The organism is Adhaeribacter pallidiroseus (assembly GCF_003340495.1).
GTDB lineage: Bacteria > Bacteroidota > Bacteroidia > Cytophagales > Hymenobacteraceae > Adhaeribacter > Adhaeribacter pallidiroseus.
The window spans coordinates 2539635-2563784 of record NZ_QASA01000001.1 but is presented as its reverse complement, the minus strand read 5'-3'; the positions used below and the strand labels follow the sequence as shown (position 1 = coordinate 2563784).

22 protein-coding genes, 1 tRNA gene and 1 pseudogene are annotated in these 24150 nt (G+C 39.5%); 13 read left to right on the top strand and 11 right to left on the bottom strand.

What is annotated here, in order from left to right:
- Positions 1-166: 166 nt before the first annotated feature.
- Positions 167-1225, bottom strand: coding sequence for a hypothetical protein (locus AHMF7616_RS10145; RefSeq protein ID WP_233507467.1), 1059 nt, complete (start codon positions 1223-1225; stop codon positions 167-169).
- A 476-nt stretch (positions 1226-1701) separates the two neighbouring features.
- Here AHMF7616_RS10145 and AHMF7616_RS26170 point away from each other — a divergent pair, with 476 nt between their 5' ends.
- From AHMF7616_RS26170 to AHMF7616_RS10115, 7 genes are all read left to right on the top strand, one after another.
- Entirely contained in the window at positions 1702-1911 is a 210-nt protein-coding gene (locus AHMF7616_RS26170) for a hypothetical protein (RefSeq protein WP_147275655.1), read from the top strand.
- A 160-nt stretch (positions 1912-2071) separates the two neighbouring features.
- A complete protein-coding gene (locus tag AHMF7616_RS10140) occupies positions 2072-2449 on the top strand; it encodes a sugar nucleotide-binding protein (protein WP_115372782.1) in 378 nt (125 codons plus the stop codon).
- Positions 2450-3147: 698 nt separating this feature from the next.
- Positions 3148-3576 (top strand): SsrA-binding protein SmpB, encoded by a 429-nt coding sequence (gene smpB, locus AHMF7616_RS10135; RefSeq protein WP_115372781.1) that lies wholly within the window; start codon positions 3148-3150, stop codon positions 3574-3576.
- 139 nt (positions 3577-3715) lie between these two features.
- Positions 3716-4501, top strand: coding sequence for a C40 family peptidase (locus tag AHMF7616_RS10130; protein ID WP_233507464.1), 786 nt, complete (start codon positions 3716-3718; stop codon positions 4499-4501).
- A gap of 89 nt (positions 4502-4590) precedes the next feature.
- Positions 4591-5091 (top strand): HNH endonuclease, encoded by a 501-nt coding sequence (locus AHMF7616_RS10125; protein WP_115372780.1) that lies wholly within the window; start codon positions 4591-4593, stop codon positions 5089-5091.
- A 208-nt stretch (positions 5092-5299) separates the two neighbouring features.
- Positions 5300-7198 (top strand): 30S ribosomal protein S1, encoded by a 1899-nt coding sequence (rpsA, locus tag AHMF7616_RS10120; protein WP_115375543.1) that lies wholly within the window; start codon positions 5300-5302, stop codon positions 7196-7198.
- A 175-nt stretch (positions 7199-7373) separates the two neighbouring features.
- Positions 7374-7444 (top strand) — tRNA-Cys (locus AHMF7616_RS10115).
- Between the two features lie 98 nt (positions 7445-7542).
- On the opposite strand, the gene AHMF7616_RS10110 is transcribed toward AHMF7616_RS10115, so the two are convergent.
- Positions 7543-8193: a response regulator transcription factor gene (locus tag AHMF7616_RS10110; protein WP_115372779.1), complete on the bottom strand. Its 651-nt coding sequence runs from the start codon at positions 8191-8193 to the stop codon at positions 7543-7545.
- Positions 8194-8613: 420 nt separating this feature from the next.
- Between AHMF7616_RS10110 and AHMF7616_RS10105 the strand changes: the two genes are divergently transcribed.
- The 3 genes from AHMF7616_RS10105 (at position 8614) to cphA (ending at position 12793) form a co-directional block, all read left to right on the top strand.
- Positions 8614-8955: an STAS domain-containing protein gene (locus AHMF7616_RS10105; protein WP_115372778.1), complete on the top strand. Its 342-nt coding sequence runs from the start codon at positions 8614-8616 to the stop codon at positions 8953-8955.
- A gap of 266 nt (positions 8956-9221) precedes the next feature.
- Positions 9222-10115 (top strand): cyanophycinase, encoded by an 894-nt coding sequence (locus AHMF7616_RS10100; RefSeq protein WP_115372777.1) that lies wholly within the window; start codon positions 9222-9224, stop codon positions 10113-10115.
- Positions 10116-10168: 53 nt separating this feature from the next.
- A complete protein-coding gene (gene cphA / locus AHMF7616_RS10095) occupies positions 10169-12793 on the top strand; it encodes a cyanophycin synthetase (protein ID WP_115372776.1) in 2625 nt (874 codons plus the stop codon).
- A 75-nt stretch (positions 12794-12868) separates the two neighbouring features.
- Here cphA and AHMF7616_RS10090 read toward each other — a convergent pair whose 3' ends face one another.
- Complete coding sequence (locus tag AHMF7616_RS10090; RefSeq protein WP_233507461.1) at positions 12869-13843, bottom strand: hypothetical protein; 975 nt, start codon at positions 13841-13843, stop codon at positions 12869-12871.
- A gap of 514 nt (positions 13844-14357) precedes the next feature.
- On the opposite strand from AHMF7616_RS10090, the pseudogene kdsA reads away from it, so the two are divergent.
- Positions 14358-15169 (top strand): annotated as a pseudogene (gene kdsA, locus AHMF7616_RS10085) (3-deoxy-8-phosphooctulonate synthase).
- A 79-nt stretch (positions 15170-15248) separates the two neighbouring features.
- Here the strand turns inward: kdsA and AHMF7616_RS10080 are convergent.
- Positions 15249-15953, bottom strand: coding sequence for an O-methyltransferase (locus AHMF7616_RS10080; RefSeq protein ID WP_233507459.1), 705 nt, complete (start codon positions 15951-15953; stop codon positions 15249-15251).
- 10 nt (positions 15954-15963) lie between these two features.
- The gene (gene apaG, locus AHMF7616_RS10075; protein WP_115375541.1) at positions 15964-16350 is read right to left on the bottom strand and encodes a Co2+/Mg2+ efflux protein ApaG; all 387 of its coding nucleotides are present in this window, start codon (positions 16348-16350) and stop codon (positions 15964-15966) included.
- Between the two features lie 115 nt (positions 16351-16465).
- Between apaG and ung the strand changes: the two genes are divergently transcribed.
- Positions 16466-17131 carry a uracil-DNA glycosylase gene (gene ung, locus AHMF7616_RS10070; RefSeq protein WP_115372775.1) on the top strand — a complete coding sequence of 222 codons (666 nt, stop codon included), beginning with the start codon at positions 16466-16468 and terminating at the stop codon, positions 17129-17131.
- An 87-nt stretch (positions 17132-17218) separates the two neighbouring features.
- Here the strand turns inward: ung and lepB are convergent, their stop codons facing one another.
- From lepB to AHMF7616_RS10040, 6 genes are all read right to left on the bottom strand, one after another.
- Complete coding sequence (lepB, locus tag AHMF7616_RS10065) at positions 17219-18316, bottom strand: signal peptidase I (RefSeq protein WP_115372774.1); 1098 nt, start codon at positions 18314-18316, stop codon at positions 17219-17221.
- A gap of 20 nt (positions 18317-18336) precedes the next feature.
- Positions 18337-19053, bottom strand: a complete 717-nt coding sequence (dapB, locus tag AHMF7616_RS10060) for a 4-hydroxy-tetrahydrodipicolinate reductase (protein WP_115372773.1) — start codon at positions 19051-19053, stop codon at positions 18337-18339.
- Positions 19053-19706 carry a DUF5683 domain-containing protein gene (locus tag AHMF7616_RS10055; protein WP_115372772.1) on the bottom strand — a complete coding sequence of 218 codons (654 nt, stop codon included), beginning with the start codon at positions 19704-19706 and terminating at the stop codon, positions 19053-19055. The genes dapB and AHMF7616_RS10055 overlap by 1 nt, the downstream gene beginning before the upstream one ends.
- A gap of 2 nt (positions 19707-19708) precedes the next feature.
- Positions 19709-20629, bottom strand: a complete 921-nt coding sequence (locus tag AHMF7616_RS10050; protein WP_115372771.1) for a ParB/RepB/Spo0J family partition protein — start codon at positions 20627-20629, stop codon at positions 19709-19711.
- 72 nt (positions 20630-20701) lie between these two features.
- Positions 20702-21481 carry a ParA family protein gene (locus AHMF7616_RS10045; RefSeq protein WP_115372770.1) on the bottom strand — a complete coding sequence of 260 codons (780 nt, stop codon included), beginning with the start codon at positions 21479-21481 and terminating at the stop codon, positions 20702-20704.
- A gap of 24 nt (positions 21482-21505) precedes the next feature.
- Positions 21506-22189 carry a metal-dependent hydrolase gene (locus tag AHMF7616_RS10040; RefSeq protein WP_115372769.1) on the bottom strand — a complete coding sequence of 228 codons (684 nt, stop codon included), beginning with the start codon at positions 22187-22189 and terminating at the stop codon, positions 21506-21508.
- A 115-nt stretch (positions 22190-22304) separates the two neighbouring features.
- Here AHMF7616_RS10040 and AHMF7616_RS10035 point away from each other — a divergent pair, with 115 nt between their 5' ends.
- A complete protein-coding gene (locus AHMF7616_RS10035) occupies positions 22305-23921 on the top strand; it encodes an ABC transporter substrate-binding protein (protein ID WP_233507457.1) in 1617 nt (538 codons plus the stop codon).
- Positions 23922-24150: the final 229 nt, after the last annotated feature.

The window sequence follows — 24150 nt, the reverse complement described above, 5'->3', positions numbered from 1 at the left end:
GGTTTACATTTATACGGCTTATGTTTTAAGCTCTAACTTATTCTAAAATTTAAAAAAGCATCCGATTCAATTCGGATGCTTTTTTTATTACCACGCTTTATTTTAAATTATTTAGTTTATACTGATTTATTTTGTAGGAGCAAGCCAAAATATTTTTAACCCTTAATTATTGGTATTGAATGTAATACGGTTTAGGAGTTAATGCCAGGATTTCTTTCGGTCGCAATAAGCGCCAGCCTTTGCGTTTAATATCATTCTTATAAAAAATTTTAATACCGGCATATTGCACTGGTTCTCCCTTGATGTATTTCTGATAACTACTGCGCTTAATGGTAGGGCTTCCCCAGCCATCCATGTGCATTACAATTTGGCAATATGGATTTAACTTGATTTTTTTAAAATTCGTAATCATCGGCTGTGTAAACCGGTGCACTATTAATAGTTTAGGCGGCAGCTGGTTTTCCTCCGCCACTTGAGCCAGGTACTCAGTAGCATAATTAATGTCTTTGGCATCAAAAGAACCAATGTTTCGTCCCGGTACTTTTCCGGGTTTCAAGGCAAATTCGGCATCAATACCCACATGTACATTGGGCATTTTTAAATAACCTTCTAGTAAGGGTAGTTCTTCTTGTAATGTGCTGGTTCCGAGTTGAATATCTAAGAAAACTAATGCCTGGCGGGCCTGAGCAATTAGCAAAACAGAATCAATAACGGAGTTTGCCAAATGCAATCGGTATTTTCCACTTACACCGGGTTCATTTTGTGCCGTAACCGCAATCAAATGCAATGCTGGTTGAACAGGTGTTTTGGGATCTGCTTTTTCCCACTTACTTACTTCAATATCTAATTTAGCCAGCATTTCGTCCGGCGGCAGCTCACCTAAAATCCCCATCCGTTTCGATAAAGGACTACCATAAAAAGCAATGATGCGTTTTCCAGGTAAGATGGAACCTGGCAAGGTGTCCGGACCCACTACCGCTGAATTTAATTTTTTAGAATTGGATGAACGGGTTTTAGTAGATGTTTTGGATTCAATATCTAAACTATCGGTAGTATTTTTAATGCTATCTTGCTCCGGTTTCTTTACAGTTGATGGGGTGGATACCGGGGAAGTAATTCCGGAGGATGTTTTTTTTAAAATTTTAGGTTCATGTACGTTGCCAGTAATACTGGCAAACACTAAGGGAATTAAACTAAACCAGGAAAACGGAATATAATTCAACAATTTAGAATGGTATAAAAATTTAATAAATAAGTTTTCTTTTATTTAAAGCTTATCTTTTAAAAAATGGTTCTTACAATTAAAGTTTTGGGCCTTTTGCGCTCAGGAATACTTACTTCTACTACTTCTTATTAATACTTAACCCGGTAAAAACCTTAATTTCTACATAGTTTTAGCTCTACTTTTTAAAATTAACGCTATTTCCCTCCAAACAAAATCTAAAGAAAACTGCTTGCGAGCAATTATAATAAAACTTTTGCGAATATACTTACTTGTTTTCCAAGCTTAGGCATTTCCTCTATTATATATACGAATTTTATGCTCCGGGATACTGAATAAGCTCTGTTTCCGCCAACTACTCCCATAAACGTTCGTATTTTGAAACCTGTATATGGCAACCTACCTTCTTATAAATATAGGTTTGAAAATCTAATTGCGAAGAATCGCTGCAATGGTTCAAACATGTTTGGGATTCTTGCTTGGAGGTTCAAAAATCCGGGGTTAACGTGGTAGGAGTAACAACCTGGTCGTTGCTCGGTACCTACGATTGGGTAAATTTAGTTATCCGCGTGGAGGGTGTTTATGAACCAGGAGTTTTTATGTACGCGGACCTCAGCCCCGACTCACAGCTTAAGTTAAACTATTATCCTGCCTGTCTAAAAGTAAAAATATCCGAATCCCTTATTTAACTTACCCGATTAGTGGCAACGGCCGAACCGTTTCTTTTACCCCCTGAACACCGCTTCCGAAGACTTTGGAGTAACTATTCAAAAGGAAGCTAATTGGTTAAGTCGGGGTTCTAAAGCAATCTGGTGGAGCAACTGGGACCCTGTTTAGGAAACAGAATCCATTGCGGAAAAGTTAGGGATAACCGAAAAACAACTTCATCAGCTCCAAAATGTAATCCAGCCTGTTCTCATAACCGAAGCTACTGGTTCTTTAGGTCGTGCATTTGCCCGAATTTATGGTGATCGTCATACTCCGTACCGGCTTATAGGCCGAAAACAAATGAATATTATTGATCCGTTCTCTATTGAGCGCGCTATTCATTATTATAATTCCTGGGCCATAATTAATGGGGCAGGCTACGTGCAGGTTGATGAAGCTGAAAAAGAGATAGTTCTGGCAGAAGATTTAATTATTGCTCCTACTTACGTTCCTGATCTGGTACATGCTTGCTTAGATTTAATAATAGATGAGGAAAAAGGTATTTGGCACTTAGTATAACAAGGGGCAATATTCCTATGCTGATGTAGCGCGCGAGGCAGCAAAACGCGTAGGGTTGGACCCATTGCAAATTCAAAGTGGTTACGCCCACGAAATTTTTAAAAAATTAAGCCAATCGCCCTGTTTTTGGTGTGTTAAGTTATGAACGTTGCCAAATTTTGCCATCTCTGGAAGATGCTTTAAACAGATACACCAACAGACTTAAATTAGCGCATCAAATTCCTATTTAAATTGAAGCAAAAAATCATGAAAAGCCTTATATAAACTTTACTAAGTACTTGGACAAAATTAAGTTGATAAAAACCTAAATTTAAGCATTTAATAATCAACTTCTTAATGATCGAACAACGAACAACTAAAAACGAACAACTACTTAATTGAATACTTATACAATATGTTCTAGCTAAAATAAACCACTAACCGATTTATCTTCAAAGGTAAGTCGGTTAGTGGTTTTTAAGAATATCACCTGTTAAACATGAAATTACCGGAAATATCCTGTATTAATAGGAGTGATGGAAACATTTTTAAATAAGTTAGGTTTCTTTTAACTAGTCTTACTACCGCGATCAGAGTAAATAAACTGTTATAAGAGAAAAGATAGGTAAAATTTTGATTTCATAAATAATAAGTAAAATTTTGAGGTTCACTCCCGGAGAGATGGCAAAAGATAAAGACCGAATTAAAAATCTGTAAATATTGTAAACCGCAGAGCTTCGTACGAATACGAGTTTTTAAGCAAGTATACGGCGGGCATTATGCTGCAAGGAACCGAAATTAAATCGATTCGGGAAGGGAACGTTAATTTACAAGACGGATTTTGCGTTTTTCAGAACGATGGCTTATGGCTGCTGCAAGTTACCATTGCCAAATACACCGAAGGTACCTACAACAACCACGAGCCCACGCGTCCGCGAAAATTGTTGCTTAACAAAAAAGAATTGAATCAGCTAAGTAAAAAATCGGAGGAGCAAGGGTTAACTATCATTCCCATCCGCTTTTTCATTAGCGAGCGGGGATTTGCCAAAGTGGAAATTGCCTTAGCCCGCGGTAAAAAATTGTACGATAAACGCGAAGATATTAAAGAACGCGATGTAAAAAGAGAAATGCAGCGTGAACGGTTTTAAATTAGATGTTCGAAGCAGGATATTAGATGTTCGACGAATACATGGAAATTATGTGAATAGGATAACAAGTATTGGTTAATCATCTATTATTTTAAAAAAATTAATTCCAATCATCGAACATCTAAAAATTTAAAAAAGAGTGGATTACGGAATATGTAGTTTAAGCTTAGTGCCGGTAAGAGCGGAACCTTCCGATAAAAGTGAAATAGTAACCCAACTTTTGTACGGTGAGTGTTACCAAATCCAGGGTTCTCAGGGGAACTGGCACCAAATCCAAATTGCCGCTGATGACTATCAGGGTTGGATAGACTTTAAACAACACTGTCCGGTAACACCCGACTATTTTATCGAATGGAAAGCCAACCCGCATCCGCGCGCCGTTGATCTAGTGCAAACAGTAAGTAGTGCCGTTACCCGCATACCTATTATGATTGGTAGTGTTTTGCCTTTTTTCGATGGCATTAACATCCGTATTAATGATCAGAAATATGTTTATAGCGGCCGGGCTACCAATAGTGCTTTGCCATTTAAAATCAATTTCTTCACTAAAATAGCGAACAGTTATTTAAAAACGCCTTACTTATGGGGAGGGAAATCTATATTTGGTATTGATTGCTCTGGGTTTGTACAGCAGGTTTTTGGTATATGTGGTTTTGCCTTTCCCCGCGATGCCTGGCAACAAGTATCTTTAGGTACTGAAGTTCATTTCGCAAATTTAACGCAACCCGGTGATCTGGCTTTTTTCGATAATGCCGAAGGAAGGATTATTCACGTTGGTATAATGCTGGAAAATCAACAAATTATTCATGCCCACGGCGAAGTACGTGTAGATATGCTTGACCATTACGGCATTTTTAATCACCAGCGAAAACGGTATACGCATCGTTTACGCATTATCAAAAGAATTTTGCCGCTAGCGAAATAAAATGTTCTACTTTTTTGTTCTTAACTGTATAGATTGGTGTTGCTAAACAAATGATTATTACGTATGTTAGGCAGGTTTCTTAGAAGTTTATGGATCAGAAAGTACTTATATTAAATCAGGATTACTCCGCTATTTCCCTTTGTAGTATTCATAAAGCCTTTATTTTGTTATTTTTGGAAAAAGCTGAACTAGTAGAGAAGCGCCATGGGGCTTTACGAACCATTAGTAAAACATTCCCGGTTCCATCCATTATTCGTTTGCAGCGTTACGTGAATGTGCCCTACAAAGGCATTGCTTTAAGTCGCCAGAACATCATGCGCCGCGATCAGTTTCGCTGTTTATACTGTGATTCTACCAAAAACCTGACAATAGATCATATTATACCACGATCAAGGGGAGGAGAGTCTAATTGGACTAACTTAGGCACAGCTTGTATGCGCTGCAATACTCGCAAAGGAGATCGAACTCCGGAAGAAGCAAATATGCTGTTAAAGCAAAAACCTAAAAAACCCAGTTTAACGTCGTTTTTGGTTTTGCATTCTGATACAATTGATCATAGCTGGCATACGTATCTGCGTTCTAAAAATTAAAATAGGCATTTTTTTAATTTTTTATCGCCTTAACGCAAACCAGGATTACTACTGCTGATCCTCCAAAACTTAATTTTCATTCTCTTCAAAAAATCACTACTTTTGCCATTCCATTCAAAATGAGTGGTTCTGGCAATTGCTGGAAAATCTTTAACCAAATTACCGGCAGAAAGCTCGACTGTTGGTTAGTAATTTAGAGCAATACTTTATGAGTACAAATATTGATGATTTTGACTGGGACAAATTTGAGTCTCAGAAGTTTGGCGGCGCTTATTCCAAAGATGAGCGAGCGCAGCTAGAAAAAATGTATGGTGATACCCTGAACACCGTGCAGGAAGAAGAAGTAATTAAAGGAACCATTGTAGGCATCACCGACCGGGACGTTATTCTGAACATTGGATTTAAATCGGATGGTTTAGTTCCACTTTCCGAATTCCGCGATCAGCCTGATATAAAAATTGGTGATGAAGTAGAGGTTTTTATTGAAGACCAGGAAGATCCTAACGGACAGTTAATTTTATCTCGCAAAAAAGCGAAAATTGTAAAGGCTTGGGATAATATTTACGGTGCTCTAGATAATGATACTATTTTAGAGGGCATGGTAAAACGCCGTACCAAGGGTGGTTTAATTATCGACCTATACGGAGTAGAAGCTTTCTTACCAGGTTCTCAAATCGACGTGAAGCCAATCCGTGACTTCGATGTATTTGTGGGTAAGAAAATGGAAGTGAAAGTAGTTAAAATCAACGCTGCTTTCGACAACGTAGTGGTATCGCATAAAGTACTCATCGAGAAAGATCTCGAGCAGCAACGCCAGGGTATCCTAAACAACCTGGAAAAAGGCCAGGTACTCGAAGGTGTTATCAAGAACATGACCAACTTCGGGGTATTTATCGACTTAGGTGGAGTAGATGGGTTACTGCACATTACCGATATTTCCTGGGGACGGATTAACCATCCGCAAGAAGTGTTGGAATTAGACCAAAAGGTAAACGTAGTAGTGCTGGACTTCGACGAAGACAAGAAGCGGATTTCTTTAGGCATGAAGCAGTTAACTCCTCACCCATGGGATGCCTTATCACCAGAGATTGAAGTGGGTTCCCGCATTAAAGGCAAAATTGTGAATGTGGCGGATTATGGTGCATTCCTGGAAATTTTACCGGGTGTAGAAGGCTTGATTCACGTTTCGGAAATGAGCTGGTCACAGCATTTGCGTAACCCGCAAGATTTTATTAAACAAGGTGATGAGATTGAAGCAGTAGTTTTAACCCTGGATCGGGACGAACGCAAAATGTCTTTAGGCATTAAGCAATTAACCGAAGATCCTTGGACGAAACAAGATGTTCTTCAGAAATACGGCGTTAGCACGCGTCATACCGGCGTAGTTCGTAATCTTACGAATTTTGGCTTATTCATTGAGTTGGAAGAGGGGGTTGATGGTTTAGTTCACGTTTCTGATTTATCTTGGACTAAGAAAATCAAACATCCTTCAGAATTTGTGAAGGTAGGAGAAACCTTAGACGTGGTAGTGCTGGAATTAGACGTTCCTAATCGGCGTTTAGCATTAGGCCATAAGCAACTAGAAGAAAATCCTTGGGACACTTTTGCCACTGTTTTCCACGTAGGTTCTATGCACCGGGCCACCATCCTGGAGAAAAACGATCGTGGAGCGGTATTAGAGTTACCTTACGGAATCGAAGGATTTGCTTATCCGAAGAACCTGGTGAAAGAAGACGGAACTACCGCTGAGGCTGGTGAATCGTTGGATTTTAAAGTAATGGAGTTTTCAAAGGAAGATCGTAAAATTGTATTGTCGCATTCTAACGTGTACACCGACGCGAAAGAAGAGGCGGCAAAAGCGGATAAATTTAAGAAAAAGCCAGGTACCCCAGGTATCGGAGCAGCGCCACAAGCGGCGAAACCTGCCGATAACAAGAAAAAAGAAGAAGTTAAATCTACTTTGGGCGATTTAGAAGCTCTTTCTGCGTTGCGTGAGCAAATGCAAAATAACGAAAAAGAAGTTGGTACTAAGAAACTGCAAGCAGCGGCTGATGCTAGATCGGCTACTGATAATTCACCAGAATCGGATACTAACGCTGCTGAATAAGTAAATTAATTAGCAGTAAATGAAAAAAGCGCCTGAGTATTCAGGCGCTTTTTTCATTTCTTTTTTGGTTTATATTTACTCTTTGAAATTAGATCACTAAAACTTAATAATAAATTCTTGTGGTTAGTGTTTGATAGAAATAGAAATGTACGTATGTTTGCACTCGCAAATACCCGGTAACGTGGCCGAGTGGCTAGGCTCAGCTCTGCAAAAGCTGCTACAGCGGTTCGAATCCGCTCGTTACCTCTTTTTATAAAAAAGCCTGAATGGGTATACCCATTCAGGCTTTTTTATAACTGTAGTTTACTCCTCTTAATCCTTATACTAGTTAATACTAATTGTACTTAATCGATAATACCCTTTTCAAGAGCAAATTTTACTAATGCAGCTGTGTTTTTAGCCTGCGTTTTCTCTATTAAATGTTGTCGGTGCGATTCAATAGTGCGTTTACTGGTAAATAGTTTATCCGCAATTTCGGCATTTGTTAATCCTTCCGCAATTAATCGCAAAACTTCTATTTCCCTTTTAGACAGATCACCAGGTTGACGTGTACCATTATTTTCTATTTTGGCTGTCGATGATTGCACGCGTTTTAAAAGATTTAAGGCAATTTCGGTACAAATAAAAAGATTGCCTGCGGCAATGGTTGTAATGGCGTAAATCATTTCTTCGCGGCCGGTATTTTTTAAAATATAACCCGATGCACCGGCATCCATCACTTTGGAAATGTAATTTTCATTATCCAACATAGAAAGAACCAATACTTTTTTATCCGGATGATTTTCCTTAATGTACTTCGTTCCTTCAAAACCATCCATCACGGGCATGTTAAGGTCCATGATTATTACGTCTACTTCTTTTTCGGGCAAAATCTCAATTAATTCTTGTGCATTGGAAGCTTCCCCTACTACCTCAATGGTTGCTTCATCTTTTAATAAAGATTTAATTCCGTCCCGGATAATTTTGTGATCGTCTACTAGTAATATATGAATCATCTTGAGTTGCTTTTAACTAAATTTTTAGTTGAATGCTGAAATAATGCCCCTGAAATATATTGCTCTATGATGTTAAATTCACTTGGCCAGAAAAAGCTTTGTGGAATGTACAATCAGTAACTCATACTAAATTTTTTAATCCAGGTAGTAATTTTAACTATTTAAATTTATAATTCTTATAAGTCAAAATTGCGACTCTTACAAAAATATTGTTTCTGATTAATACTGAAAATGTATTAATACGGATTAAATGAGTACAAACACGGGTTTTTACTATCTGCCACAATAACTACTGCTGAACATTAAGTTTTACCCTGAAATTTACTATACTTGTTCGAGATTCGATGAAGTAATTAACTTGGCTTTCAATTAATTACTCTAATTTAGGTATAGATGCATGTTAGGTAATCTGATTTAACCATGGAAATAAATACCTATTTAAAACAGGACCATTATCTTATTTCTATATCGGGTGATATTGATTCAGATAAACTCATTTATTTAAATAATAATCTAGATAAATGCCTGGAGGTCTCCACTCCGGCTATATTAATAGATTGTAACCATTTAACACATGTTTGCGTTGCTGGGTTGCGTTCTTTATTGCGTTATCAAAAGCTATTTCAAAACCAAAATAAAGTTATTGTTTTATTTGGGCTTCAACCTAAACTGGAAGCTGTATTTTTCGAAACCGGTCTGGATCGTTTTATTTCTCTTGCCTCTTCTTATAACCAAGCTTTAAACTTAATTCGCCGTAACTAAGCTACTTATCTTGTATTATAGTTACCTCCAGCTTTTCAAGTTTTTTATTGTAAGATTTAATACGGAACACATTGTCTACAAATACGGAATTATAGAAACCAGCGGGTTAGATTCAGAAGCATTTCATCTTTTTTGCTACTAAAACGAACTGCAACAGCAAGAAAACAGTGTTTTTTAAAATTTATCTCTTGCGCGGCTAAGCCTGTTTAGTGTGTATGAAATAAAGTCGGCGAAAGCTTTAAATAATAGTTGTTTGATGCTACAATATGACTAAAAAGAGAAAATCGTTGGAGCATAACTCCGAATGCCCTTTACCGAAAGGAGTTTTAATTGCCATTGGCGGAAAAGAGAATAAAGGTCAGGCCCCGGACCATGACTCAAATCAGATTAATAACGAAAATTTTATTCCCTTAGGAATTCTGGATTGTTTTAAAGCAGAGTTAAAAAAAGATAATCCTTTAATTGCTATTATCCCCACAGCCAGTTCGCTTCCTAAAGAGTCTGCTCAAGATTACGTACAGGCTTTTAAAAAATTAGGTCTAAACAACGTTTCCGTAATTGATATTCGGTGCCGGGAAGATGCGACTAAAGCAGAATACCTGCAGGCAGTGGAACAAGCCGATGGTATTATGTTCACCGGGGGCGATCAACTGCGATTAACGGCTATTCTGGGAGGAACCGAATTTTTAAATATTTTAAAATACCGGTATACTTACGATACCATTACCATTGCCGGAACCAGCGCAGGGGCTATGGCCATGTCCACGCCCATGATTTACGAAGGTCCTACCAACGGCGGGGGATTTTTAAAAGGAGAAGTGCGCATTACGACTGGGTTAGAGTTTTTAAAAGACGTGGCTATTGATACGCATTTTATCGCCCGGGGCCGGATGGTGCGCATGACCCAGGCTATTGCCACAAATCCGGGTTGTATTGGCATTGGTTTAGAAGAAGACACGGGCATTATTGTGCGGGACGGCCGCAATATAGAAGTTATTGGCAGTGGCCTGATTGTAATTGTAGATGGTCACCTATCCACCGAAACTAACGTACACTTAGTAGATACAGGCGCTCCGGTAACCATGCGTAATCTCCTCGTGCATATGCTGGGAGCCGGCGACCGGTACGAAATTAATATTGCCGATAGTTATCATAAATAGAAGTTCGAAGTAAAAATACCCTGTATAAACAACTTTACGAAATATTCCTTTTCATGGAAATCATTGACTTAAGGATCATGCGTGGTCCTAATTACTGGTCTGTTAAACACCCTAAAATAATTGTTTTAAAAATTGCTTTGGGTGAGTACTACCGCGTGTTAACCAATACTATACCCGGTTTTCCGGAAAGGTTAGAAGCCATGTTTCCGGAGATGTATGAGCACCGAGCTGCCGAAGGTGTTGAAGGTGGCTTTTTTAAAGCCGTACACGAAGGAACAACTATCAGCCACGTAGTAGAACATGTTGCCTTAGAATTACAGAAACTTGGTGGAATGGATTGTGGTTTTGGCCGCACGGCACCTGCCCCGGATGATGGAAGTGATTACGTTATCTTTTCGTATGAAGAAGAACGTGCTGGCGAATATGCCGCCAAAGCTGCCGTTCGTATTACGGAAACTTTATTAAAAAAAACAAAATACAATGTGCAGCGTGACATAGATAAACTGCACGAAATAAGAGAAGCAGAACACATTGGCCCAAGTACTTATTCTATCGTGGCCGAAGCCGTCAGCCGTAATATTCCTTATATCCGGTTAAACCGAAATTATCTTATTCAGTTAGGATATGGAGTAAACCAACAACGCATACAAGCCACCATGACCTGCCGGACCGCCCTTTTTGCCGCGGAACTAGCCGGCGATAAAAATGCTACTAAAGCCATGCTGGACGAGGCTGGCGTACCCGTGCCCCGGGGTACCACGGTGTACGATGCCACCGGATTAAAACAAGCTGTGGCCGAATTAGACTACCCTCTAGTAACTAAACCTTTAGACGGAAACCACGGGAAAGGAGCCACTATCCATATAAAAAGTTGGAAAGAGGCCTTAAAAGGCTTTAACGATGCCCAAAAATATTCCGAAGCAGTTATTGTGGAGCAGTTTATTCAGGGTTTCGATTTTAGGCTATTAGTTATTAATAAAAAGTTTGTGGCGGCGGCCAAACGTACTCCCGCCATGGTAGTAGGTGATGGCGTATCCACCATTCAGGAATTAATTGATCAAGTTAATTCTGACCCTCGGAGGGGAGTGGGACATGAGAAAGTGCTTACTAAAATTAAAGTAGATAAGCAAACCAATGCTATTTTAAGAGATAAAGAATTAACTGTAAAATCAATATTACCGCCCGGCGAAGTTTTATTTTTAAAAAGTACGGCTAATATAAGTACAGGTGGTACGGCTACTGATGTTACCGATATGATAGACCCGTATAATGTATTGATGGCCGAACGAATTGCCGGCATTATCGGGTTAGATGTTTGCGGTATAGACGTAATGACCACCGATATTGCGATTCCTTTAAATGAGGCTAGGGGAGCAGTTTTGGAAGTAAACGCTGCTCCTGGTTTCCGGATGCATATTTCCCCTACCGATGGTTTACCCCGTAATGTGGCCGAACCGGTGATAGATATGCTGTTTCCCCGGGGGTGTCCGTCGCGAATACCCATTATTGCGGTCACGGGTACCAACGGCAAAACCACTACTACTCGTTTAACGGCGCATATAATTAAATCGGGGGGATACCAGGTTGGCTTTACTACTACCGATGGTATTTATATTCAAGATAGATTACTCGAAAAAGGAGACACTACCGGCGCTCGCAGTACTGAATTTGTGTTAAAAGATCCAACCGTGAACTTTGCCGTGCTGGAGTGTGCCCGAGGTGGCATGTTGCGTTCAGGTTTAGGCTTTCATCATTGCGATGTAGGAATTGTGACCAACGTAGCTGCTGACCATTTAGGATTACGGGATATTAATACACTGGAGGATATGGCCCGGGTTAAAGCAGTTGTTCCCAGAACTGTTTCTCCGGATGGCTACGCAATTTTGAATGCCGATGATGATTTGGTTTATGCCATGGGAAAAGAGGTAAGCAGCCGGATAGCCTTTTTTAGTTTAGATGAAAACAATCCCCGAATAGCAAAGCATATTGCCAAAGGTGGTTTGGCTGCGGTTTTAGAAAACGGGTACATCTCTATTTTTAAAAATAGTTATAAAGTTCGGGTCGATCGAGTGGCAGATATTCCACTTACTTTTGGCGGAAGAGCCCGGTTTAATATTGAAAACGTGCTAGCTGCCACTCTAGCGGCGTACGTGTCGCATATACCCGTAGATGACATAAAAACAGCCTTGCGCACTTTTATTCCTTCACCGGCTAAAACGCCCGGCCGCATGAATTTATTCCGTTTTCCAAATTTTGAAGTTCTGGTTGATTATGCACATAATCCGGCGGGGTTAAAAGCAATTGGCGAATTTTTAAATAGTACCCATCCTACTCGCAAAGTAGGAATTATTGCGGGAGTGGGCGATCGGCGAGATGAAGATACTATGGAGTTAGGTAGGATAGCTGGTGAACTGTTTGATGAAATTATCATTCGGCAGGATAATGATTTGCGGGGTGGTAATCCGGAGGAGATAGTACGATTACTAACCCAAGGCATTCAATACGCAGGAGAAAGAGAAATAAAAGTAATCCCGGAAGAGATGCGGGCTATTGCTTACGCTCTGGAAAATGCTACTCGTGATTCTTTTATCTGTATATTCTCCGAACAAATTTCCGAAGCCATTAAAGTAGTTGAAAATTTTCGGGTAACTCAGGATCAACGCATTTTAGTGGATTAAAGCGCACAATTTTTAAATCAAAAAGCCGGGCGAATAACTACTCGCCCGGCTTTTTGATTTAAAAATTATAAAATATTATTTTAATGTAAAGTTAGATTTACCAATAAGTACCCCATCGGCGTACAATTCTACGGTATGAGCTCCTCGCTTATAAGCTGCGCCTTTGGCATAAACAAACGATACGTTTTGCTGCGTATTATCAAAAACAATATCGCGTTTAGCGGTAAAGTAAGTTTCCTGGCCATCCAGCATAAAAGTGCCGGAACCAGTAGCTAGGTTATAAACAGCGGCACCATCCGGCTCAATTAAACGCATTAAAACTTCTTTGGCTTCTTTTTGCGCAACTTCGTTTTTGGCCAGATTAAAAGAAACTTTAATTTTTTCTACTTTTTTAGCGCGGAACTCTGCTTCATCGTCTTCTTTTTCTTTGCCGCGCTTGTTAATTATATTTATCTGAATATTTTCCGCTTCTAATCGCGAGGCCAAAGCTACTTTTTCGGTAAGGGAGGTGTTAGTTGATTTCAAAACCTTTAACGTATCTGAAAGTTGCGTGCTGGCCGTTTTAAGCTGCGTATTTTCGCCGTTAAGGATCTCGTTATCAGCTTTTAATTTAGCAATTTCTGCATCTTTTTGTTTTAGCTGATTCTCTAAGTTAGCGGCGCGCGCTTTAAATAACCGCTGATCTTTCAGGCTAAATGAACTGTTGCGAAAAGATTGTAATTTTAATAAATCTGCGTTAATAGAAGCAATCCGGGTTTCCAAAGAATCATTAGCTACACCTAGTGCTTGTAATTCCTGACTTTGCCGTTCAAAATCAGCTTTTAAAGCTTCATATACTTTAATTTGGTTTTCAAGTTCACTATTCTTAACCCGGATAACTTCTTCTTTTTCCTCGACTTGCTGCGTTTTCTGGTGTTGCATGTAAAACAAAATGCCGTTAATGGTTAACAGCACAATAATAAGCCCTACTACCAGCAATTTTCGGTTATTATTAGAATTATTTCCTTCGGGTAAAGTTCCAGCCATTGGGTTTTTTGATTTTGTTTCCATTAGTTTATAATATGCACGTTATACAAAAATACTCTTATATCATTCGATTGCAAGTGTCCTTTTATAAATACTTACCTGAATAATCAGGGAGCCGGAAAACCTGATAGGAATAGGGCAGAAGCAATAAATTTGATTATTTACCAAGCGCTGTTTCAATAATCTTGCCACTTACCGGTTGGTTAGTTTTTAAAAATTTTAAATTATTATAGCTAAATCTTGTTTCTGTTATATATGAAGATGCAATTACTAGTTTTGACCTTACTTAAATATTGCTTTAATATTAAATTCTAAGTTGTTTAAAGTAAATTATTGATGGCATCAATTAAGATTTTCATCCGCGCAACCCTTGCGAAATTTAAAAAATTTATCATTGTTGATTTATGAATTAATCAAGTCGCTATAATTTTCTCCAATTTTTAACTCGATTATTTTGTAGCAAAGAATACTTTTTAAATCAATATCTTTACCGCGGATTATAAATAATTTGATTACCTACTCACCAAATTGTTTCATTATGATTGCTATTCCCGGATTAAAATATGCAGATTCGAACAATTTCTTTTTAATGGCTGGACCTTGTGCCATTGAAGGGGAAGAAATGGCTTTAGAAATTGCGGAGAAAATAAAACTGATTACCGATAAACTTCAGATACCTTGGATTTTTAAAGGATCTTACCGGAAAGCTAATCGTTCCCGCATTGATTCTTTTACCGGAATTGGCGACGAAAAAGCATTACGAATTTTAAAAAAGTAAACGAAGAGTTTCAAGTGCCTACCGTTACCGATATTCACGAAACATCCGAAGCTGCAATGGCAGCCGAGTATGTGGATGTCTTGCAAATTCCGGCTTTTTTATGCCGGCAAACGGATTTATTGGTAGCGGCTGCGCGCACAGGTAAAGTAGTAAACGTTAAAAAAGGCCAATTTCTCTCCGGAGAAGCCATGAAGTTTGCAGTTGACAAACTAATAGAGTCAGGGAATGATAAAGTAATATTAACTGACCGCGGTAATTCTTTTGGATATTCGGACTTAGTTGTGGATTTCCGAAATATTATGGCTATGAAAGCCCACCAGGTACCCGTTGTAATGGATGTTACACATTCTTTGCAACAACCCAATCAAGCTTCGGGAGTTACCGGGGGTAAACCAGCCCTCATCGAAACAATTGCTAAAGCCGCTATTGCGGTAGGAGCCGACGGGCTATTTATCGAAACACATCCTAATCCAAGGGTAGCCAAATCTGATGGCGCCAACATGCTTCCGCTGGATCAACTAGAAAATCTATTACTAAAATTATTACAGATCAGAAAGGCCATAACTACTTAATAACGGATATTAAAGTGCTGCTTAGGTTGATTTTTACGAAAAAAAACTATTCCCAAATAGAATAGGTCGATAGAAATCATTACTTCCGGGTGAGTGCATATATGCTGCCAAGCCTGCTGCATTTCTTCTGACCAATAAATATCGTCGAAAACAAAAACGCTGGTTTCTTTTTTTTGGTGAGGCACCATTCAAAATACCGTAAAGTAGGCTCGAAACGATGATTACCATCAAATAAAACAAAATCAACTGAATTTAACTGTGATAATAAAATAGGCAGCGTTTCCTCAAAATTACCGGTAATTACCTGAACATTGCGCAGCTTTAATTTTTTTAAATTTAGTTGTGCCTGCTGCGCCGTAGCGGGGCAACCTTCTAAAGTATAAACGCTGGCTTGTTTTCGGGCAGCTGCTAGATAAGCTGTGGTAAGCCCCAGCGAGGTGCCAATTTCTAAAATTGTATGTGGTTGTTGAAAATTAACCAACCGGAATAAAAGATGAGCTAAATGCGGTGGATTAGCTGCATCTAAAGCAATTTGCCGGATAGATTTAGTTGCACTATTTTTAACCCGGGATCCGGCGCCATAATCCCTTACCGGAATTTTATTTGGGCGGGAATACAAACTACGGCGTAGGTTTTCAATTTCCGGAAATACGTAGAAACTACCGGTATGGCGAATAACTCTGTTATAAAGATTAAAAACAAAAGGAGAATGGATGCCGTGTAAGCGCGAAGATTTAAAAAAATGTTGCAGGTACAGGAGTACTTGCCGGAAAGCGAAAATCAATAGTAAATAATTAATTTAATTTATACGGTACAATCAATACAAATTCTGGAATATTAACCGTAAATAAACTGCCGTCTACTAAACGTTCCATGGTATAATTCCCGCGCATTTTACCAATGCCCGTTTTTAAATTGCAGCCCGATACATATTCGTGCGATTCGCCGGGTTCCAATACGGGTTGCTGCCCAACCACACCTTCTCCTTCTACTTCCCGTACTACAGCGTTAGAATCATAGATGTACCAATGCCTCCGTAATAACTTTACGGTAAACTCACTGTTATTCTCAATAATAATTTTATAAGCAAAAACAAAATGCTGCTGGGTAGGGCTGGAGTAATCGGGTAAGTAATTGGTGGTTACCGTTATTTTAACGCCTTCGGTGGTGGTGGTATCCATAATGCAAGCTTTTTTGTTGATTAATAACACCTAATTTTAGCCAATAGTTTTTGTAAAACAAGTAAATAAATAAAAAATACTGTTTTTGAGATAATTTTTAAACAGACGAACTAGTATGAATGTAAAAATAGAAAAAAGCTGGCAGAACGAATTACAGCCGGAGTTTGAAAAAGAATATTTTAAAAATTTGATTCAATTTGTAAAATCAGAATATGTTACGCACCCGGTTTATCCACCCGGTAGCCAAATTTTTAATGCATTCGATAAATGTCCCTTAGAACAAGTAAAAGTGGTTATCATCGGGCAAGATCCTTATCATGGTCCTGGTCAGGCGCATGGTTTGGCTTTTTCTGTAAACGAAGGCGTAGCAATGCCTCCTTCTTTACGCAATATTTTTAAAGAAATACACGACGATTTAGGGAAACCCCTTCCCAAGAGTGGCAACCTGGAACGCTGGTCTCAGCAAGGTGTTTTGTTATTAAATGCTACTTTAACCGTTAGAGCCAATACTGCTGGTTCGCATCAAAAAAAAGGCTGGGAAGAATTTACGGATGCGGTAATTGAAATAGTTTCGGAGAAAAAAGAACATCTGGTATTTATGCTTTGGGGAGCATACGCGCAGAAAAAAGGCCTTATAATCGAACAAAAAAACAAACACTTAATTCTGAATGCCGCACATCCATCTCCTTTTGCCGCCGACAAAGGTTTTTTTGGTTGCCGGCATTTTAGTAAAGCCAACGTCTATTTAAAAGAACATGGTTTACCAGAAATTAATTGGTAAGCACAGCTAGCTACTAGGATTAGTTGCTAAACAAAATGGGACTATACTTTTAGCCCCATTTTGTTCTAAATTATAAATATTTGATAACTAGTGGATAATGTTAAATATGCGGTTCCATCGGATTTTACCGCCTATTCCTCCATTCGGATTGGCCGACATCCAGATCAGAACCGCTTTACCAACAATATGATCTTCGGGCACAAAACCCCAGAACCGGGAGTCAGCGGAATTATGCCGATTATCGCCCATCATAAAGTAATAATTTTGCTTGAAAGTGTAGGTCGTGATTTCTTTTCCATTAACAAGAATGTGATCTCCTTTTACTTCCACATTTTCATTGCCTTCGTACTTCCGGATCACTGTTTCGTATAAAGGTACCGTCATGGAATCGAGGGTTATAGTTTGGCCTTCTTTCGGCACTTGTACAGGACCATAATTATCTTTATTCCATTTAAACCGGGAAGGCAAGTTAGGATACACACTTGGATCAGCTACCCCGGCCGGATCTTTTAGTAGTTGCACTTCCTTGATAAAAGACATGGCTTTTAACTTTTCGGCTGTTTCGGGTAAGGTATGAATGATATAACCGCCCTGCACTAAATTTACATCGGTAATATCATTTTCCTCAAACACTACTTTCTCGTTAATGGCTCCGTTTGGAATTAGGTAATAACTATATTGTGCTTTCGGCGGGTCAGCTTCCGGTTTATCGTTGACGAACACTTTCATGTCGCGTATTTCTATTTTATCACCAGCTATCCCTATACACCGTTTAATGTAATTAGTCCGCAAATCAGCCGGATATTGATCTTCGGGTGGATAGTTGAAAACAACTACATCATTATTCTTTACACTGGAAAAACCGGGTAAACGATGCGATTGCAACTGAATAGCTTTAGAATAAGAAGGTATGTTGGTGCCCCAAATAGTTTGATGGGTAAGCGGAACCTGCAAGGGAGTACGAGGAGTGCGTGGTCCGTAATGGAGTTTGCTCACAAACAAATAATCGCCTACCAATAAAGATTTCTCCATGGAAGGAGTTGGAATAGTATAAGCTTCAAACGTGGCCCACCGGATTAAAGTAGCCGCCACTACTGCAAATAAGATGGCATCTCCCCACTCCCGGAAAAAGCTTTTAGGTGGTTTCGGCTTTTTCTCTGTTTTTGTTAATATTTTGCTATTCATAAGAACTTTAATCCTGTAATTTACAAATTTAGCATATCTTTCATTCCAAATACGCCTTTTTTATTTTGCAGCCATTCGGCCGCCATTACCGCTCCCTCGGCAAAACCAGTACGGCTGTGGGCATCGTGCATTAATTCAATCGTATCATTCTCGGACTCGTACCGCACTATGTGGGTACCTACCACATTACCGATACGATCGGAAGTGATGCTGATTTTATCTGTAGCTTGATCGGGCGCTAATAACCAGCCTTGCTTACCCGGGTAATTCGCTTGAATGCCATCTACCACCGTAATAGCGGTACCGCTGGGTTTGTCAACTTTTTGGGTGTGGTGGATTTCTTTTACCGATACTTGGAAATGCGGGTAATCCTGCATTTTACGGGCTACATACTCATTAAAATGAAAAAAGAGATTTACCCCGACGCTGTAATTAGAAGCATAAAAAAACGCCCCTTGGTTGGCTTCACAGATAGCGGTAGCTTCTGCAAAACGATCGAGCCAGCCCGTAGAACCACATACCACCGGTATATTATTTCGTAAGCAATAGCTTACATTGTTAAAAGCCGATTCCGGGTGGGTAAATTCTATGGCAGCATCTACGTTGGCTCCAGTGAATGTTGAGAGTAAGTGGTGATTTGTAACATCAATTGTTCCAACGATTTCGTGGCCGCGCTGGGTAGCAAGTTGTTCGAGGGTGCGGCCCATTTTACCGTAGCCAATTAAGAGTAGGCGCATTAGTTATTTAAATTAAATTTAAAAGCAACTCCGGGAGCATATTGAAAGCCTGGTCCCTGAATAATGGAGGGTTCAACTTTAAAGGATAATTCGTCGCTTATATCAAAGCCTTTTAAATGGGCATCCACGTAGGCTTCGCTCACATTCAGCCCCAGTAATAATAAACCAAAAATTATGTTGTAGTCCCGATAACGCCGGTAATTTTCAACTCCTCTGGATAAATACTGTAAGTGTCTGTCTTCATCTGTAACTCCTTTATCATTTGTAAATCTAGCAGCGAATACATCCACAGTGGTCGAATCTCCATCTGTAGCAACAGCCAGAGAAGATCGAAATAAAAGATAGTTCTTGTGCCATTTATTAAAAAAAAAGCCGATAGTAATACCCCCAGCATAAATGATGGGTATTTTCCAATAACTTTTGTTATAAAATTGACCAGCGCCCGGAATAATGGTAGAATACAGGGCGGCGCGGGAGGGTTTATCCCAGGATTTTAAAGTACCCAATAAGCCACGGGAAAGTGAGTCCGGAGTAGTTTTAGTTGTAGTTACAACGGTGGAATCGCTGCTGGTGGTTATTGTCTGACCTTTAACGGTTAAGATGCAAAAGTAACACAGCAAGCTTATTACTACTAGAAACCGGATCCGCTTCATGGTTAATAATTTAAAATTTCCAGGATCCGGTTTAAATCATCTACCGAAAGAAAAGGAATTTTGATTTCACCTTTACCTGCCGCGTTGGATTTAACTTGAATTTTGGTGCCGAAGTGCGTAGATAACCGCGTTTCTACTCTTTTAATTTCGCCGGCTTGTGGATGTTCTGATAACTCCGGTTTAGCAGGTTCAGGCTTCGAAGTATTCTCAATACTGAGCTGACGAACCAGTTCTTCTACCTTACGCACCGATAAGTCTTCCGCTACAATTCGTTTGTAAACTTCCAGTTGCTTATCTATGTCGGAAATATTAATGAGGGCCCGGGCGTGCCCCATGCCAATTTTACTATCCCGTAAACCAACTTGAATATCGGGTGGCAGTTTTAGTAAGCGTAGGTAATTGGTAACGGTCGTTCTTTTTTTACCAACCCGATCGCCTAGTTCTTCTTGTTTTAAATTGCATTCACTGAGTAATCGTTGGTAGGAGAGGGCTATCTCTATGGCATTCAGGTTTTCCCGCTGGATATTTTCAATTAAAGCCATTTCCAACATTTGTTGGTCGTTGGCTTGCCGGATAAAGGCGGGAATGACCTCTAAATTAGCTAGTTTAGAAGCTTGTAAGCGGCGCTCGCCCGAAATTAACTGGTACGTGTTTTCGGATAGTTTACGAACTGTTATGGGCTGGATAATGCCTTGAACTTTAATAGATTCGGCTAGTTCTTCTAAAGCTTCCTTGTCAAAATGAGTACGGGGCTGAAAGGGATTGGTTTGAACAGATTGGATGGGAATACCAGCAATGGCGTTAACTGCCACTTCGGGGGTATTTGCAGTTTCTTCTTTCTTGTCGTAACTTCCGGTAATAAGGGCATTCAATCCCCGACCCAATCCTCCTTTTTTCTTTATTTGGTTTTTATTTTCAGACATTAGATGCTTCTGCTTTGAAACTGCTTTCCCGGGAATGCTATTGGTAAAATAAATGAAACAGTTCGCCCGGAATTATCGTGCTTGAACAACCGCGTTTTTTTCCACAATTTCGCGGGCCAGGTTCAAATAACTGATGGCTCCTTTGCTATCGGCATCGTGCATAATAGCCGGCAAGCCAAAACTAGGCGATTCGCTTAATTTCACATTACGCGGAATAATGGTATCAAATACCATTTGCTGAAAGTGCAGTTTAACTTCTTCTACTACCTGGTTCGATAACCGGAGTCGCACATCATACATGGTAAGCAGAATGCCTTCAATCTCCAATTCCTGATTTAAACGCGATTGAATAATTTTAATTGTGTTTAATAGTTTACCTAAACCTTCCAGGGCAAAATATTCGCATTGAACCGGGATAATAACGGAATTGGCAGCCGTAAGCGAATTTACGGTGATTAACCCTAGGGAAGGCGAACAATCAATAATGATAAAGTCGTACTTATCCTTAATAGGAGTAAGGGCTTCCTTCATCTTTTCCTCCCGGTTAGGCAGGTTAATCATCTCTACTTCAGCCCCAACCAAATCAATGTGCGAGGGAATAAGGTCTAAAAAATCAATAGATGACGATATAATGATGTCAGCCGCATTAATGCCGTCGACCATGCACTCGTAAATGCTGGTAGAAATATCTTTTGGATCGTATCCGATACCTGACGTAGCATTAGCCTGTGGGTCGGCATCTACCAACAAAGTTTTGTACTCCAAAGCTGCCAGGCTTGCCGCCAGGTTAATAGCTGAAGTAGTTTTGCCTACACCGCCTTTTTGATTGGCTACTGCAATTATTTTTCCCATGGTGATGCGTTGTTCCTGAGCTTATTATATGGTTGTAGTTTCGCCAATTGCAAGTAAAACCAATTTTTTGTTTGCTTGCTGGGCAGTTTGTGAAGCCGCTTCTTTATTTAGCTGAATATTCGGAAAAGTATCGTAATGCATCCCTATTATCTTATCTGCATTTACCCAGTCTGCGGCCACTACGGCATCTTCTATATCCATGGTTAAAGCATCGCCAATGGGCAGAAAAGCAACATCCACTTTTTTAAACCGGTCGGCAATCAGCTTCATGTCGTAAGTTAAAGCCGTATCCCCCGCAAAGTAAATTACCTTATCTTTCGTTTGTATCACGTAACCTGCCGGATTACCTCCATAGGATCCATCGGGAAGAACACTGGAGTGCACGGCCGTAACCATTTTTACCAAACCAAAAGGCAGCGCGGTTTTACCGCCAATATTCAGGTGCACTAAATTTTCTATACCTTTTTCTTTAAACCATTCGGCAATATCGTAGATCGCAACTAAGGTGGCGTTATCTTTTTTTAAAAAAAACTCAGCATCCGCCATGTGGTCTTGGTGGCCATGTGATAAAAGAATGTAATCGCAAGTAATAGCTTCTTTATCAATGTTTTTGGCTAATGCATTGTACGTGATAAATGGGTCAGTAAGTACTTTCGTACCATCAAAATCAAATAAAAAACAAGAATGGCCCAGATACGTTACGTTCATAAAAAGATTAGTAATCGGTATTAATTTTATACTCTTAAGCTGCCGCAAAGATATACTATTTTGGGGAGAAATTTTATTTTGAATGAGGAGACCTATATTATTTTTCTATTGCCTGTTGGCTTTAATCAGTGGCTGCAAAAACCAGCGCACCCAAGCTACAAACAACAAAGTATTTCGTTATAATCAGCCGGAATCTTTAACTTCTCTGGACCCAGCTTACGCTCGCAACCAGGGTAATATTTGGGCGGTAACGCAATTGTATAACGGATTAGTGGAACTGGATCAGCAATTAAAACCGGCTCCGGCTATTGCCCGATCCTGGGAAATCTCCCCGGATGGTAAAAGGTATGTATTTCACCTGCGTTCCGATGTTTATTTTCACGACCATCCGGTGTTTAGCCAAGGGCAAGGCCGGAAAGTTACCGCTGCTGATTTTGTGTATTCCTTTAAACGCATTCTGGAGCCTAAAACAGCCAGTACCGGTAGGTGGGTTTTTAAGGGGAAAGTGCTGGAGAATGCTAATGGGCAAGTTTCAGATACGTGTTTTAAAGCGCAGAACGATAGCACATTATTCATTTATCTAAAAGAGCCTTTTATCCCGTTCTTAGGTATTTTGAGTATGCCTTATGCCTTTGTATTGCCTTTTGAAGGTGTAAAGTTATATGGCAAAGATTTTAGAAGCAATCCGATTGGTACCGGACCTTTTCGGTTTAAATTATGGGACGAAGAGAATGCTATAATACTCCATAAAAATCCCCATTACTGGAAAAAAGATGCCAGCGGTAAACCTTTGCCCTACCTGGATGCGGTACAGATCTCGTTTATTAATGACCGTAAATTAGAATTTTTAACTTTTCAGCAAGGAAAAATTGATTTTTTATCTGGCGTAAAAGGTAGTTCTAAAGATTTGATTTTTAACCCGGATGGTACTGTGCAGCAAGATTTCGCCGGTAAGTTCCGGATACAAAAAATGCCTTACTTAGATACCGAATACATTGGCTTTCAATTAGATTTGAAGAACCTACCGGAAAATAATGCCGCCTTCCGGGACAAACGCGTTCGGCAAGCTTTGAACTACGCGATTAACAAGCCAGCTTTAATTATGTATTACCGCAATAGTTTGGGTATTCCGGGGTACTCAGGCATGGTGCCGCCACCTTTACCTTCTTTTAATTATAAAGTTGTTGGTGGCTATAGCTACAATCCTGCTAAAGCCCGCCAATTATTGGAAAAAGCCGGTTATGGCTTAAAAAATAGCTTACGTTTGCGTTTAAATACCGTGGCGGAGCACAAAGAAATTGCCGAATATATGCAGAAAAACTGGGCGGAAGTGGGCGTACAAGTTGATATAAGCATTAGTCAATTTCCGGCGCACCAGGAAGCCGTAGATAATGGCCGCTCAGGCTTTTTCATGAAATCTTGGTTTGGTGATTACCCGGATGCAGAGAATTTTCTAGCGTTGTTTTACAGTCCTAACTTTTCGCCGGCGGGCCCAAATAAAACACATTTTAAAAATACCACTTATGATCGCTTATATGAGCAAGCCCGGCTGGAGCAAAATGAACAAAAACGGTTTGCCTTGTACCAAGCCATGGATAAGATTGTAGTAGAAGAAGTGCCGGTAATAGTCTTATTTTACGATGAGGTTGTCCGGCTTACCCAAAACAATATAAAAGGGCTGCAAGCCGATGCTATGAATAACTTAAAATTAGAAAAAGTAGATAAAATCTGAATCGCGGATTTTCGCAGATTACACAAATTTTTTTAAAAATTATAGATCAAGCAATCTGAATGGACTAATCTGAATGCCTAAATTCTGGATGTGTTCACATTCATCTTATTGCCGGCTTAGCCTAATATTTAAAAATTTATCTATCATAATACCCACAATATTATCTTTAAGTATATAAGCATAAAGCCCTACTTTTTAAAAAAGTAGGGCTTTTTAGTAAGTATTGAAT